Annotated in this window: 14 protein-coding genes; 11 read left to right on the top strand and 3 right to left on the bottom strand. The window is 69.0% G+C overall.

Annotation, left to right across the window (positions count from 1 at the left end; all coding sequences use genetic code 11):
• Positions 1-2: 2 nt before the first annotated feature.
• Entirely contained in the window at positions 3-1,664 is a 1,662-nt protein-coding gene (locus WS91_RS21990) for an efflux transporter outer membrane subunit (protein ID WP_059671022.1), read from the bottom strand.
• A 206-nt stretch (positions 1,665-1,870) separates the two neighbouring features.
• Entirely contained in the window at positions 1,871-2,152 is a 282-nt protein-coding gene (locus WS91_RS21985) for a hypothetical protein (RefSeq protein ID WP_038750046.1), read from the bottom strand.
• Between the two features lie 198 nt (positions 2,153-2,350).
• Here WS91_RS21985 and WS91_RS21980 point away from each other — a divergent pair, with 198 nt between their 5' ends.
• Together WS91_RS21980 and WS91_RS21975 are read left to right on the top strand one after the other, a co-directional pair.
• Positions 2,351-2,851, top strand: coding sequence for a MarR family winged helix-turn-helix transcriptional regulator (locus WS91_RS21980; RefSeq protein ID WP_059671106.1), 501 nt, complete (start codon positions 2,351-2,353; stop codon positions 2,849-2,851).
• 147 nt (positions 2,852-2,998) lie between these two features.
• Complete coding sequence (locus tag WS91_RS21975) at positions 2,999-4,561, top strand: DHA2 family efflux MFS transporter permease subunit (RefSeq protein ID WP_059577876.1); 1,563 nt, start codon at positions 2,999-3,001, stop codon at positions 4,559-4,561.
• A gap of 205 nt (positions 4,562-4,766) precedes the next feature.
• Here the strand turns inward: WS91_RS21975 and WS91_RS21970 are convergent, their stop codons facing one another.
• Complete coding sequence (locus WS91_RS21970; protein ID WP_038750044.1) at positions 4,767-5,690, bottom strand: LysR family transcriptional regulator; 924 nt, start codon at positions 5,688-5,690, stop codon at positions 4,767-4,769.
• Positions 5,691-5,830: 140 nt separating this feature from the next.
• Here WS91_RS21970 and WS91_RS21965 point away from each other — a divergent pair, with 140 nt between their 5' ends.
• The 9 genes from WS91_RS21965 to fliR all read left to right on the top strand — a co-directional run bounded on the left by WS91_RS21965 (position 5,831) and on the right by fliR (position 12,481).
• On the top strand, positions 5,831-6,298 hold the full coding sequence (locus WS91_RS21965; RefSeq protein WP_059577873.1) for a CidA/LrgA family protein: 468 nt from the start codon (positions 5,831-5,833) through the stop codon (positions 6,296-6,298).
• A 59-nt stretch (positions 6,299-6,357) separates the two neighbouring features.
• Positions 6,358-7,080 (top strand): LrgB family protein, encoded by a 723-nt coding sequence (locus WS91_RS21960; RefSeq protein WP_038750039.1) that lies wholly within the window; start codon positions 6,358-6,360, stop codon positions 7,078-7,080.
• Between the two features lie 689 nt (positions 7,081-7,769).
• On the top strand, positions 7,770-8,270 hold the full coding sequence (gene fliL / locus WS91_RS21955) for a flagellar basal body-associated protein FliL (protein ID WP_038750036.1): 501 nt from the start codon (positions 7,770-7,772) through the stop codon (positions 8,268-8,270).
• Between the two features lie 22 nt (positions 8,271-8,292).
• Positions 8,293-9,291 (top strand): flagellar motor switch protein FliM, encoded by a 999-nt coding sequence (gene fliM, locus WS91_RS21950; RefSeq protein ID WP_038750033.1) that lies wholly within the window; start codon positions 8,293-8,295, stop codon positions 9,289-9,291.
• On the top strand, positions 9,284-9,781 hold the full coding sequence (gene fliN, locus WS91_RS21945) for a flagellar motor switch protein FliN (protein WP_059671021.1): 498 nt from the start codon (positions 9,284-9,286) through the stop codon (positions 9,779-9,781). Before fliM ends, fliN begins: the two co-directional genes overlap by 8 nt.
• A complete protein-coding gene (fliO, locus tag WS91_RS21940) occupies positions 9,778-10,449 on the top strand; it encodes a flagellar biosynthetic protein FliO (RefSeq protein ID WP_038750028.1) in 672 nt (223 codons plus the stop codon). The genes fliN and fliO overlap by 4 nt, the downstream gene beginning before the upstream one ends.
• Before the next feature lie 70 nt (positions 10,450-10,519).
• Positions 10,520-11,281, top strand: coding sequence for a flagellar type III secretion system pore protein FliP (fliP, locus tag WS91_RS21935; protein WP_038750225.1), 762 nt, complete (start codon positions 10,520-10,522; stop codon positions 11,279-11,281).
• 25 nt (positions 11,282-11,306) lie between these two features.
• Positions 11,307-11,579, top strand: coding sequence for a flagellar biosynthesis protein FliQ (gene fliQ / locus WS91_RS21930; RefSeq protein ID WP_009901928.1), 273 nt, complete (start codon positions 11,307-11,309; stop codon positions 11,577-11,579).
• Positions 11,580-11,698: 119 nt separating this feature from the next.
• A complete protein-coding gene (gene fliR / locus WS91_RS21925; protein WP_038750025.1) occupies positions 11,699-12,481 on the top strand; it encodes a flagellar biosynthetic protein FliR in 783 nt (260 codons plus the stop codon).
• Positions 12,482-12,844 lie beyond the last annotated feature (363 nt).

The raw sequence follows: 12,844 nt of genomic DNA, 5'->3' as shown, positions 1-12,844 counted from the left end.
GATTATTGCTGCGCAGCCGTCGTCGTCGCCCGGACGACGGGCGCGTCGGCGGCGTCCGTCGCAACCGCTGCCGTCGACCGGGCCGTCGCCGCGGGCGCTGCAGCCGCCTGAGTCACCTGAGTCACCTGAGCGGTCTGAGCCGCCGGCGCCGCCGCTGCGGCCGGCGCGGAAGCCGGCACCGGCGCGGGCGCCTGCACGCCGCCCGTCTCGCGCGCGATCTGCGCGACGTCCCAGCCTCCGCCCAGCGCCTTCACGAGCCCGACCGACGACACCATCCGCTGCCCGGAAATCGTCGAGAGCTTCTGCTGCGCGCTGAACGCGGTCGTCTGCGCGGTCAGCACGTTCAGGTAGGCGACCGTGCCCGCCTTGTACTGATTGAGCGTGATGTCGAGCGCGTGCTGCGCGGACTCGACCGCCTGCCGCTGCACGACGATTTCCTGCTCGAGTATCCGCTGCGACGCGAGGTTGTCCTCGACGTCCTGGAACGCGGACAGCACCGCGGCCCGGTACGAGGCGACGTCCTGATCGTAGGTCGCGCGCGCGGCTTCGGTCTGCGCGGCGCGCAGGCCCGCGTCGAACAGCGTCGCGGCGAGCTGCGGGCCGACCGACCAGAAGCGCGCCGGCAGCGTGAAGAGCTGCGACCACACCGAGCTCTGGAAGCCGCCCGACGCCGACAGCGTGAGCGTCGGGAAGAACGCGGCGATCGCGACGCCGATCTGCTCGTTCGCGGCGGCCGCGCGCCGCTCGGCGGCGGCGACGTCAGGCCGCCGCTCGAGGATCGCCGACGGCACGTCGATCGGCATCGAGGGCGGCTCGGCCGTGAGCGGCATCGGCGGCAGCGAGAACGTCGACGCCGGCTCGCCGACGAGCGTCGCGATCGCGTGCTCGTACTGCGCGCGCGCGATCCCGTTGTCGATCGCGGAAGCCTGCGCCGATTGCAGCTGCGTTTGCGCCTGGATCACGTCCGAGCGCGCGGCGACGCCCTGCGCGTACTGGTTTTGCGTGAGTTGCAGCGATTTCTGGTACGACGCGACGGTGTCGTCGAGCAGCTTTTGCGTCGCGTCGGCGGCGCGCAGCTGGAAGTAGGTCTGCGCGAGCGTCGCCTGCGCGGACAGCCGCGCGTTCGCGAGATCGGCCGCCGCCGCCGCCTCGCCGGCCTTCTGCGCGCCCACCGTGCGGCTTACCTTGCCCCACAGGTCCGGCTCCCATGACGCGTCGAGGCCGACGTTGTACGTGTTGCCGATCGTGCGCGCCGTGCTGCGCGATGCCGTGCTGCCCGAGGACAACGCGCTCGACGCGCGCGATTCGCTCGCGGTGAGGCCGAGCGTCGGGAAGTACGACGCGCGCGCCTCGGCGACGAGCGCGCGCGCCTGCCGGTACGCGGCCGCGTATTGCGCGACGGTCTGGTTCGACGCATTGAGCTTGTCGATCAGCGCGTTGAGCTGCGGATCGTCGTAGATCGCCCACCATGGGCCGCGGTCCGCGCGGTCGGCCGGCTGCGCGGCCTTCCAGCCGGGTGGCGCTTCCTTGTACGCGGCGGGAATCGCCGCGTCGGGACGGTGATAGTCGGGCCCGACCGCGCAGCCGGCGAGCAGCGCGGCGGCCGCAACGGCGACGGCGGCGCTCAGCGCGCGTGGCGCGCGCGGGTGTGGGACTTGCGACATGTTCTGGATTCCTGTCGAGGCGGCCGCCGGTGGACCGGGCGAGCGGGCGATGCGGCCGAAACGCCGACGGCGTGGCCGAAATGGTAACTGACGGATGCGGGAATGCGCAGACGTTAGGTTAAAGCGCGGACGGGGCCGGATGTGTTACCGGCGCGGGGCGGCTGTTTACCGCGCGTTACGCACCGATGCGGGGCGGCGGCCGCGTTTCACGGGCAGCGGACGGGATCGCCATGCGGGGCGGCGAGGCATAGCTGCGGCGCCGAAGTTTCCTGAGCCGACGCGGCCCGGCCGCCGCCGGCGCGCGCCGCGCGTTGCCGCCGCTGATCGAGCCACGCGAACCCGAGCGCCGCGAGCGAGCCGCCCGGTACGATCAGCAGCACGGCGTACAGCGCGATCTTCCAGCCGCGATGCGGGCCGGAAAGCGTGTGGCGGGCGGTGTCGGACAGGTTGCGGCGCAGCGCGCCGGCGGCGGTTTTCAGCAACGGCATGGGGAAATCCTCGGGACGCACGCCGAACGGATGCGGCTGCGTGGGCAAAGCGGTCAGAACATTGTCTCTGGCGGCGCATTAAGCGCGTAACTCATTGACTGAAATAATATTGACTATGCAATAAATATTCAAGATACTGGCGGCGTTTTTCCTGGAATGCACTGTTGCGGCTCGTGCAACCGACCGGACAGCCCGACGATGAGCAGCCTTTACGACCCCGAGCACATCGAGCTCGAATCGAGCCTCGGCTACTACCTGACGAAGGCGCGGCAGGCGCTCGTCGAGCGGCTGGACCGCGCGCTCGGCCCGCTCGACCTGACCGCGCAGCAGATCGGCGTGATCCTGCTGCTCGCGCGCGGCTTCGCGCGCACGCCGTTCGAGCTGTCGCGCAAGATGTCGTACGACAGCGGCTCGATGACGCGAATGCTCGACCGGCTCGAGAAGAAGGGCTTCATCGTGCGCGCGCGCAGCGAATCGGACCGCCGGGTGATCGAGCTCGCGCTGACCGAGCGCGGCGCGCACGCGGCGAAGGCGCTGCCCGGCCTGATCGCGACCGAGCTGAACGCGCAGCTCGAGGGTTTTTCGGCCGACGAGCTCGCGCTCCTGACCGACCTGCTGCGGCGCTTCATCGCGAATTCGCCGGGCGCGGCCGACACCGCGTGCGCGGCGATCGTCGAATCGCTGCCGAACGACGGCTGACCGGGAACGACCTTGGATGAGCACCGGATTGCGGCCCGTCCGCCGCACATTTATCTGTCTGGGCAGAAGCTGACAAGTCACTTACTGTCAGTCGATGTCGACGAACAAAAGGATGTCGGGGCAACGGTCGCCCCGTAGGAGACATGCATGGCTGTGACGGCCCCCGCTTCCGCTTCCCCTTCCGCCGAACCGGCGCCGCTGTCGGGGGGCGTGCTCGCGCTGCTGACGGTCGGGCTCGCGCTCGGCACGTTCATGGAGGTGCTCGACACATCGATCGCGAACGTCGCGGTGCCGACGATTTCCGGCAGCCTCGGCGTCGCGACGAGCGAAGGCACCTGGGTGATCTCGTCGTATTCGGTCGCGTCCGCGATCGCGGTGCCGCTGACCGGCTGGCTCGCGCGGCGGGTGGGCGAGGTGCGGCTCTTCACGCTGTCGGTGCTCGCGTTCACGATCGCGTCCGCGCTTTGCGGCCTCGCCGAGAATTTCGAATCGCTGATCGCGTTCCGGCTGTTGCAGGGCCTCGTGTCCGGCCCGATGGTGCCGCTGTCGCAGACGATCCTGATGCGCAGCTATCCGCCCGCGAAGCGCGGGCTCGCGCTCGGCCTATGGGCGATGACGGTGATCGTCGCGCCGATCTTCGGCCCGGTGATGGGCGGCTGGATCACCGACAACTACACGTGGCCGTGGATCTTCTACATCAACCTGCCGATCGGCGTGTTCTCCGCCGTGTGCGCATTCTTCCTGCTGCGCGGCCGCGAGACGAAGACGACGAAGCAGCGGATCGACGCGATCGGGCTCGCGCTCCTCGTGATCGGCGTGTCGTGCCTGCAGATGATGCTCGACCTCGGCAAGGACCGCGACTGGTTCAATTCGACGTTCATCACCGCGCTCGCGCTGATCGCCGTCGTGTCGCTCGCGTTCATGCTCGTCTGGGAATCGACGGAGAAGGAGCCCGTCGTCGATCTGTCGCTCTTCAAGGACCGCAACTTCGCGCTCGGCGCGATGATCATCTCGTTCGGCTTCATGGCGTTCTTCGGCTCGGTCGTGATCTTTCCGCTGTGGCTGCAGACCGTGATGGGCTACACGGCGGGCCTGGCCGGCCTCGCGACCGCGCCCGTCGGCTTCCTCGCGCTCGTGTTGTCGCCGTTGATCGGCCGCAACATGCACCGGCTCGATCTGCGGATGGTCGCGAGCTTCGCGTTCGTCGTGTTCGCCGTCGTGTCGATCTGGAATTCGACGTTTACGCTCGACGTGCCGTTCAATCACGTGATCCTGCCGCGGCTCGTGCAGGGGATCGGCGTCGCGTGCTTCTTCGTGCCGATGACGACGATCACGCTCTCCAGCGTCTCCGACGAGCGGCTCGCGAGCGCGTCGGGGCTGTCGAACTTCCTGCGCACGCTGTCGGGCGCGATCGGCACCGCGGTCAGCTCGACGTTCTGGGAAAACGACGCGATCTATCACCACGCGCGCCTCGCGGAATCGGTGAACGTCTACGCGCAGAACACGCTCGATTACCAGGGCGCGCTCGCGCAGCTCGGCATCACGGGCGACGTATCGGCCGCGCAGATCAACCAGATCGTCACGCAGCAGGGCTTCATGATGGCGACCAACGACTTCTTCCACATTTCGGCGCTCGCGTTCGTCGCGCTCGCGGCGCTCGTGTGGGTGACGAAGCCGAAGAAGGGGGCCGGGCCCGCGATGGGGCATTGAGCGGCGGCGGCCGGCGCGTCATGCGCAGCGCATCGCGGGCGGTTCGTGTGCGACGGCGCGAGCCCATGCGCCGCTGCGCGCCGGAGGCGGCGGCTTGACGACCGGGGCCGCGCGATGCGATAGGCTCGATGGTCCGGATGGTGAATAGTCCGGGCAGGCCGGATCGCCGCCGCGAGCGAGCGCCCCGTTCGCCGGGGCGCCGCGCTTAACGCGCGCGCAGGCTGCCGAACGCGAGGTCGTCGCCCGCGGCCACGGGGCCCGTCTCGCGCGCGACGTCGAGCCACGCGCGCGCCGCGTGCGACAGATAACCCTTCTTGAGCCAGCCGATCGCGACCGCCCACGTGATCTCCGGCTCGACGATCGGCCGGCACGTGAACTGCGCGGTGTCGAGCCGCCGGCAATAAGGCTGCGGCAGCAGCGCGATGCCGACGCCCGCGTGCACGAGCGCCGCCATGAAATCCCAGTGGCCGCTGCGGCTCACGATCTGCGGCGCGAAGCCGACTTTCCGGCACGCGTCGAGCACCGCGTCGTGCAACGCGAGGCTTTCCGCGTAGAACACGAACGGCTCGTCGGCGAGGTCGGCGAGCGGCACGGTTTCGGCGGCGTCCCAGCGCGAGCCGTGCGGCGCGACTAGCCACAGCGGCGCGCGCATCATCGGCAGCACGTCGAATACGGCCGGATCGACAGGCTCGAGCACCCCGCCCAGCTCCAGCTCGCCCGCGACGAGCGCCTCTTCGATCATCCGCGCGCCCTGCTCGAACAGCTTCAACTCGATTTTCGGGTAGCGCTGCTTGAACGCGGCGATCGCCTGCGTGAACAGCGAGCCGCCGAGCGGCGGAATGCCGATCGTCAGCTCGCCGCGCCCGAGTGTGCCGAGATCGTTCAGCTCGGCCTGCAGCTGCGCCTGCGCGGCGAGCACGTCCTGGCCGCGCTGGTAGACGATCCGGCCGGCGTCCGTCAGCACCATCTGGCGGCCGTCGCGCAGCAGGAGCGGCGAGCCGATTTCGTCTTCGAGGGACTTCACCATCTTGCTGATCGTCGGTTGCGTGACGTGCATCTGCTCGGCCGCGGCGGTGAAGCTCTGCTGCCTGACGACCTCGACGAAATAACGCAACGCGCGCAGCTCCATCGGCGCCTCCTGTTCAGTGAGCGAATCGGTGAAGATTCCTAAACGGAATGATTTTTATAGAACCAAGTCATTTTATTTATGAACGCGTGAATCCTATACTGCCTCCATTCTGTAAAGCAAGGCATTTCGCGAGGCATCTCATGACCCGAATCTCGACGGCGGCGACGGCCGCAACCCGGCCGGCCGTGCCGCCCGCGCGCGGCGGCCGCGCGGCGCGCATCGTGCTGCAGACGGCCGCGCTCGGCGCGCTGTGGGCGGCGGTCGACTGGGCGGTGTGCGCGCTCGGCGTGCCGGTGCCGTCCGGCGTGGTCGGCCTCGCGGTGCTGCTCGCGCTGCTGTTGTCCGGCCGAGTCGCGCCCGGCTGGGTGAAGGACGGCGCGAACTGGCTGCTGTCCGACATGCTGCTCTTCTTCATTCCGGCGACCGTCGCGGCGGTTCAGTACGGCGGGCTCTTCAGGGCGGACGGCTGGCGGCTCGCGCTTGTCGTCGTCGCGGGCACCGCCTTCGTGATGTTCTCGGTCGCGATCGCCGTCGACTTCGCTGCGGGTTTCGAGCGACGCATCGCGGTGATGCGCGTGCGCGCCGGCCGCCGCCGCGCACGGGCCTGACGCCGCCGCTCGGCCGTTTCACGCCCTCCTCTTCTGGCACCGGTTCCATCGACAGCATCATGACGACGCCCGACCCCTCGTTCCTCGCCGCGCCTGCGAGCACCGCGATTTCCGCCGGCTGCTTCGCGCTGACGATCGCGCTCTATTTCGCGTCGAAGCGGCTCTACGCGCACCGCAAGACGCTGTTTTTCTCGCCGCTCGTGCTCGTGCCGGCCGTGCTCGTCGCGTTCGTCGCGCTGACGGGCATTCCGTACGCGGTCTATTTTCACGACACGCGCTGGCTGATGTGGCTGCTCGGCCCGGCGACGATCGCGTTCGCCGTGCCGATTTACGAATACCGCGCGCTGATGAAGCGCCACTGGTTCTCGCTGTCGGTGGGCGTCGTCGTGGGGATCGCGGTCGCGATCTGCGGATCGCTGCTGCTGTCGAAGCTGCTGCACCTGTCGCCCGAGCTGCAGCGCAGCCTCGTCACGCGCTCGGTATCGACGCCGTTCGCGCTCGCCGTGTCCGACAAGATCCACGCGCCGCGCGACCTGACCGCGCTTTTCGTGATCGCGACCGGGATCTGCGGGATGCTCGTCGGCGAGTTCGTGCTCGCGCTCGTCCCGCTGCGCTCGCGGCTCGCGCGCGGCGCGCTGTTCGGCGCGGCCGCGCATGCGGTGGGCACCGCGAAGGCGCGCGAGATCGGCAGTGAGGAAGGCGTCGTGTCGAGCCTCACGATGATGATCGCGGGCGTCGCGATGGTACTGATCGCGCCGCTGCTGACGCTGCTGCCGATCTGACGCGCCGGGCCGGTGCGGTGGCGCGGCGCGCGATCGGCGGTTCGGCGATTCAGCGCCGCTGATCGGCGATCGGCGATTGGCGATCGGCAAATGGCGGTTGGCGAAAGCGGATCGCTGCCCGACGGACGTCGGGCCGGCTCGTTCTCCTCGTCGGTGCCGCGCTTCGGATACCGCTTTCCTGCACTTTTCCGCGCTGGCGTCTGCCGGAGACCCGCGACGCGCCCGGCCGCGGCCTGCGCGAGCCCTTTCCCCGCGCATCGGCGAGTTCTTTCGCACGGCTCGCCGGCGCGGGCTTGCGTTCGTCCGTGTCATTTACGCGGTTGCCTCGGCCGGCCAAGTCCGTTTCGTCGGAATTTTTCGCCCCGCCCGCCCGCTCGTTCGGCCCAATCGGGGCTCTCGCGCATCCGCGCCGCAGCTTTGGCCGGCCGGGCTGGTTCGGCCTGTGCGCCCCGGCCGCATCGGCTCGTTTTTTCTTTTTCTCGCCCGCGCAGCCCGGTCCGGCAGCGGCTTTCGTCGTCCACGCCACCCCCGCCCGCCGCGCCCTTTCGGCCCGATCGCGCCCCGCCGCGCCGGGCCGGCCGACGAACAAACGCCTGAGATAGCCGCAATTCCCCCCTCTATTCCGCCCATCGCGCGCGAGCCGGATGCCGAACAATGCAGGCTACTTAGAGTCTTCTCGCAAGCACGCCATGGCTACCACGACCGCAAACCCGACCGTCGACAAACCGGCCTCGTCCGGCAAGCTCAAGCGTCTCGTCCTTTTCCTGCTGCTCGGGCTCGTCGCCGCCGCCGCCGCCGCGGGCGGCACGTACTTCGTGCTGCTGAAGGAAGGCGTGCGCGGCTCGGCGCCGAGCGCGCCCCCGCCGCTCGCCGTGCCCGTGTTCTTCGCGCTCGATCCGCTCACCGTGAACCTGCAGTCGGACGACGGCATCCAGCACTACCTGCGCGTCGGCCTGTCGCTGAAGCTGACCGACTCGAAGGCGCAGGAATACCTGACCCAGCACATGCCGGAGCTGCGCAGCCGCATCCTGCTCGCGCTGTCGAACAAGCATCCCGAGCAGCTCGCGACGCTCGAAGGCAAGCGCGCGCTCGCCGACGAACTGAAGACGCTGATCGAGCAGCCGACTCAGCCGGGCAACCGCAGCGCGCGCATCGACGACGTGCTGTTCACCGAGTTCGTCGTCCAATAACGCCGCCGGCGAAGGAGCGCGCATGGGCCACGAAGAATTCATGTCCCAAGAGGAGGTCGATGCACTCCTCAAGGGCGTCACGGGTGAAGACGACTCGGCCGACGAACCGACCGAAGCGTCCGGCATTCGCCCGTACAACATCGCGACGCAGGAGCGGATCGTCCGCGGCCGGATGCCCGGCCTCGAGATCATCAATGACCGCTTCGCGCGCCTGTTGCGCATCGGCATCTTCAACTTCATGCGGCGCACGGCGGAGATCTCCGTGAGCCAGGTGAAGGTGCAGAAGTACAGCGAGTTCACCCGCAACCTGCCGATTCCGACCAATCTGAACCTCGTGCACGTGAAGCCGCTGCGCGGCACGTCGCTGTTCGTGTTCGATCCGAACCTCGTGTTCTTCGTCGTCGACAACCTGTTCGGCGGCGACGGGCGCTTTCACACGCGCGTCGAGGGCCGCGACTTCACGGCGACCGAGCAGCGGATCATCGGCAAGCTGCTCAATCTCGTGTTCGAGCACTATGCGACCTCGTGGAAGAGCGTGCGGCCGCTGCAGTTCGAGTTCGTGCGCTCGGAGATGCACACGCAGTTCGCGAATGTCGCGACACCGAACGAGATCGTGATCGTCACGCAATTCTCGATCGAGTTCGGGCCGACGGGCGGCACGCTGCACATCTGCATGCCTTACTCGATGATCGAGCCGATTCGCGACGTGCTTTCCTCGCCGATCCAGGGCGAGGCGCTCGAGGTCGACCGCCGCTGGGTGCGCGTGCTGTCGCAGCAGGTGCAGTCGGCGGAAGTGGAGCTGGTCGCGGATCTCGCCGAGGTCCCGACGACGTTCGAGAAGATTCTCAACCTGCGCGCGGGCGACGTGCTGCCGCTCGACATCGCGGACACGATCACCGCGAAGGTCGACGGCGTGCCGGTGATCGAGTGCGGGTACGGCATTTTCAATGGCCAGTACGCGTTGCGCGTGCAGAAGATGATCAGCGCAAGCGACACGATGAAGGAAGGTGGATATGACTGAGTTGAATTCGACCCCCGAGGCCGAAGGCATCGACGAACAGGCGTTCGCGGATGCCGCGATGAGCGTGGCCGTGTCCGGCAAGCCGGCCGCCGGCGCGCAGCAGGAAGAGGCCGCGCTGGACGACTGGGCGGCCGCGCTCGCGGAGCAGAACCAGCAGCCGATCGAGGCGGGCGCGACGGGGGCCGGCGTGTTCCGGCCGCTGTCGAAGGCCGCGGCGAGCTCGACGCACAACGACATCGACCTGATTCTCGACATCCCGGTCAAGATGACGGTCGAGCTCGGGCGCACGAAGATCGCGATCCGCAACCTGCTGCAGCTCGCGCAGGGCTCGGTCGTCGAGCTCGACGGGCTCGCCGGCGAGCCGATGGACGTGCTCGTCAACGGCTGCCTGATCGCGCAGGGCGAAGTAGTCGTCGTCAACGACAAGTTCGGCATCCGGCTCACCGACATCATCACGCCGTCCGAGCGCATCCGGAAGCTGAACCGATGAAATCGCGCATCGCGCCGCTCGTTTCGCCGCGCCGGCCGGCCGTGCGCGCCGCGCGAGCGTTCGCGGCGGCGCCGCGCGGCGTGCGGCGCGCGCTCGCCGGTTTCGCCGCGTTTTCGATCGGCGCGGCGGCGCTGCCCGCATCGGCCGCCGACATGAACGCGGTGAATCACGCGGCTTCGCTCGCGTCGGGCGTCGTCGTCGGCTCGGCCGCGCCGTCGCTCGGCGTCGGCGCGGTGCTGCAGACGTTCGTCGGGCTCGCGGTGGTGATCGGCCTCGTGTTCGGCTGCGCGTGGCTCGCGCGGCGCTTCGGCTTCCAGCCGTCGCGCCGCGGCGGCGCGCTCAAGGTGGTCGCGAGCGTTGCCGTCGGCGGCAAGGAAAGCGCGACCGTCGTCGAGATCGGCGACACCTGGCTCGTGCTCGGCGTCGCGCCCGGCAACGTGCGCCTGCTGCATGCGTTGCCCGCCGGCTCGGCGGGCGTGGTCGGCGCGCCCGTCGGCATGCCCGCGGGCGACGGCCTGCCCCGTGCGCCCGGCGCGCCGGACGGCGCGGCCCGCTCCGTCGCGCTCGGCCAGTATCCCGAGGGCGCTTCCTTCGGCGCGCGCTTTCGCGACGCGATGCTCGGCGAAGCCGCGAAGCGCTTCAAGCGCGACGGCGGCAAGGATCGCTGAGATGCCGCGCCTTCGCTTCGTCGCGCCGCCCGCGCAATCCGCCGCGCGCGCCCATTCCGACAGTCATTCGATGAAGACCACGTGCCCGCGCGGCGCCGTGCGCTGGCTGCCCGCGCTCGCCATCGGCCTCGCGCCCGCGCTCGCGTGCGCGCAGGCGGCTGGCCTGCCGGCGTTCAACTCGGCCCCGGGCCCGAACGGCGGCACGACCTACTCGCTGAGCGTGCAGACGATGCTGCTGCTCACGATGCTGTCGTTCCTGCCGGCGATGCTGCTGATGATGACGAGCTTCACGCGGATCATCATCGTGCTGTCGCTGCTGCGGCAGGCAATCGGCACCGCGTCGACGCCGCCGAACCAGGTGCTCGTCGGCCTCGCGCTGTTCCTCACGCTGTTCGTGATGTCGCCCGTGCTCGACCGCGCTTACGCCGACGCGTACAAGCCGTTCTCCGAAGGCACGCTGCAAATGGACCAGGCGGTGCAGCGCGGCACCGCGCCCTTCAAGGCGTTCATGCTGAAGCAGACGCGCGAGACCGATCTCGCGCTGTTCGCGAAGATCTCGAAGGCCGCGCCGATGCGGGGGCCGGAGGACGTGCCGCTGTCGCTCCTCGTGCCCGCGTTCGTCACGAGCGAGCTGAAGACGGGCTTCCAGATCGGCTTCACGATCTTCATCCCGTTCCTCATCATCGACATGGTCGTCGCGAGCGTGCTGATGTCGATGGGGATGATGATGGTGTCGCCCGCGACGGTGTCGCTGCCGTTCAAGCTGATGCTGTTCGTGCTCGTCGACGGCTGGCAGCTGCTGATCGGATCGCTCGCGCAGAGCTTCACCTAGGCTCGGTCGACCGAGGAGAATCGAGATGACCCCCGAAAACGTGATGACGCTCGCGCATCAGGCGATGTACATCGGCCTGCTGCTCGCCGCGCCTCTTCTGCTCGTCGCGCTCGCGGTCGGCCTCGTCGTCAGCCTGTTCCAGGCCGCGACGCAGATCAACGAGGCGACGCTGTCGTTCATTCCGAAGCTGCTCGCGGTCGCGGCGACGATGGTGATCGCCGGGCCGTGGATGCTGTCGACGATGCTCGATTACCTGCGCGAGATCCTGCTGCGCGTCGCGACGCTCGGCGCGGGCTGACGCCGCCCGCCCGAGCGTGTCGTCCGGTTCGGTTCGTTCGCCGCGTCCGATTCTTCTGATTCGACCGATCCGTCTGATTCATCGGTTTTTTTCCGCTCGTCCCTTTTTACCGTCGACCGATGTTCTCCGTCACCTACGCGCAACTGAACGGCTGGCTCACGGCCTTCCTGTGGCCGTTCGTGCGGATGCTCGCGCTCGTCGCGACCGCGCCCGTGACGGGCCACCGCGCGACGCCGGTGCGCGTGAAGATCGGGCTCGCGGGCTTCATGGCGCTCGTCGTCGCGCCGACGCTGCCGCCGATGCCCGTCGCCACCGTGTTTTCCGCGCAGGGCGTGTGGATCATCGTCAATCAGTTCCTGATCGGCGCGGCGCTCGGCTTCACGATGCAGATCGTGTTCGCCGCGATCGAGGCGGCGGGCGACATCATCGGCCTGTCGATGGGGCTCGGGTTCGCGACGTTCTTCGATCCGCACTCGAGCGGCGCGACGCCCGTGATGGGGCGCTTCCTGAATGCGGTCGCGGTGCTCGCGTTTCTCGCGTTCGACGGGCATCTGCAGGTGTTCGCCGCGCTCGTCGACTCGTTCCGGCTCGTGCCGATCTCGGCCGACTTGCTGCGCGCGGCCGGCTGGCAGACGCTCGTCGCGTTCGGCGCGGCGATCTTCGAAATGGGGCTTTTGCTCGCGCTGCCCGTGGTCGCGGCGCTCCTGATCGCGAACCTCGCGCTCGGCATCTTGAACCGTGCGGCGCCGCAGATCGGGATCTTCCAGGTCGGCTTTCCGGTGACGATGCTCGTCGGCCTGCTGCTCGTGCAGCTGATGGCGCCGAACCTGATTCCGTTCGTCGGGCGCTTGTTCGACACGGGCGTCGACCTCGTCGGGCGCGTCGCGGCGGGGCTGCATTGAGCGGTGCGCGGATGGCGCCCGCGTGCGGGCCGGCGGCGCGCCGGTGAAGGCGTCGCCGCGGACGAACACGAAGGCGCTCGATGCGGCCGGATCGACCGCAGGCGGTTGTCGAGCGGCGATTGCGGGCCACCGGCGGCCGGCTGCCGTTTCGATGCCGGCTTCGCTTCTTTCCTTGTTTTCGCGTGAGCCTTGGGCGACCGCGATCGCGCCTGAGCGTTCGACCACCCGTGCGCCATTTCCCGCCTGGGGCCTGTTCCCGCTATTAGCGTGAACAGGCCCTAGCCGCGAGGCGGCGGCGTTGCTGGAAAACCCCTAAAAGAAAGCGACGCCCGCGAAAGGTTGCGGAAGGTTTCGTCTCCCTAT

Source organism: Burkholderia sp. MSMB1498 (genome assembly GCF_001526245.1).
Taxonomy (GTDB): Bacteria; Pseudomonadota; Gammaproteobacteria; order Burkholderiales; family Burkholderiaceae; genus Burkholderia; species Burkholderia savannae.
Note: the sequence above shows the minus strand (reverse complement) of the source record. Positions and strands in the feature narration are given on the sequence as shown.

Excerpts from the sequence above, each read along its gene's own strand:
- WS91_RS21985 (WP_038750046.1), bottom strand. The coding sequence starts at position 2,152 with ATGCCGTTGCTGAAAACCGCCGCCGGCGCGCTGCGCCGCAACCTGTCC.
- fliN (WP_059671021.1), top strand. The coding sequence starts at position 9,284 with ATGACTGAGTTGAATTCGACCCCCGAGGCCGAAGGCATCGACGAACAG.
- WS91_RS21970 (WP_038750044.1), bottom strand. The coding sequence starts at position 5,690 with ATGGAGCTGCGCGCGTTGCGTTATTTCGTCGAGGTCGTCAGGCAGCAG.
- WS91_RS21990 (WP_059671022.1), bottom strand. The coding sequence starts at position 1,664 with ATGTCGCAAGTCCCACACCCGCGCGCGCCACGCGCGCTGAGCGCCGCC.
- fliP (WP_038750225.1), top strand. The coding sequence starts at position 10,520 with ATGAAGACCACGTGCCCGCGCGGCGCCGTGCGCTGGCTGCCCGCGCTC.
- fliL (WP_038750036.1), top strand. The coding sequence starts at position 7,770 with ATGGCTACCACGACCGCAAACCCGACCGTCGACAAACCGGCCTCGTCC.
- fliQ (WP_009901928.1), top strand. The coding sequence starts at position 11,307 with ATGACCCCCGAAAACGTGATGACGCTCGCGCATCAGGCGATGTACATC.
- WS91_RS21960 (WP_038750039.1), top strand. The coding sequence starts at position 6,358 with ATGACGACGCCCGACCCCTCGTTCCTCGCCGCGCCTGCGAGCACCGCG.
- fliM (WP_038750033.1), top strand. The coding sequence starts at position 8,293 with ATGGGCCACGAAGAATTCATGTCCCAAGAGGAGGTCGATGCACTCCTC.
- WS91_RS21965 (WP_059577873.1), top strand. The coding sequence starts at position 5,831 with ATGACCCGAATCTCGACGGCGGCGACGGCCGCAACCCGGCCGGCCGTG.
- fliO (WP_038750028.1), top strand. The coding sequence starts at position 9,778 with ATGAAATCGCGCATCGCGCCGCTCGTTTCGCCGCGCCGGCCGGCCGTG.
- fliR (WP_038750025.1), top strand. The coding sequence starts at position 11,699 with ATGTTCTCCGTCACCTACGCGCAACTGAACGGCTGGCTCACGGCCTTC.
- WS91_RS21980 (WP_059671106.1), top strand. The coding sequence starts at position 2,351 with ATGAGCAGCCTTTACGACCCCGAGCACATCGAGCTCGAATCGAGCCTC.
- WS91_RS21975 (WP_059577876.1), top strand. The coding sequence starts at position 2,999 with ATGGCTGTGACGGCCCCCGCTTCCGCTTCCCCTTCCGCCGAACCGGCG.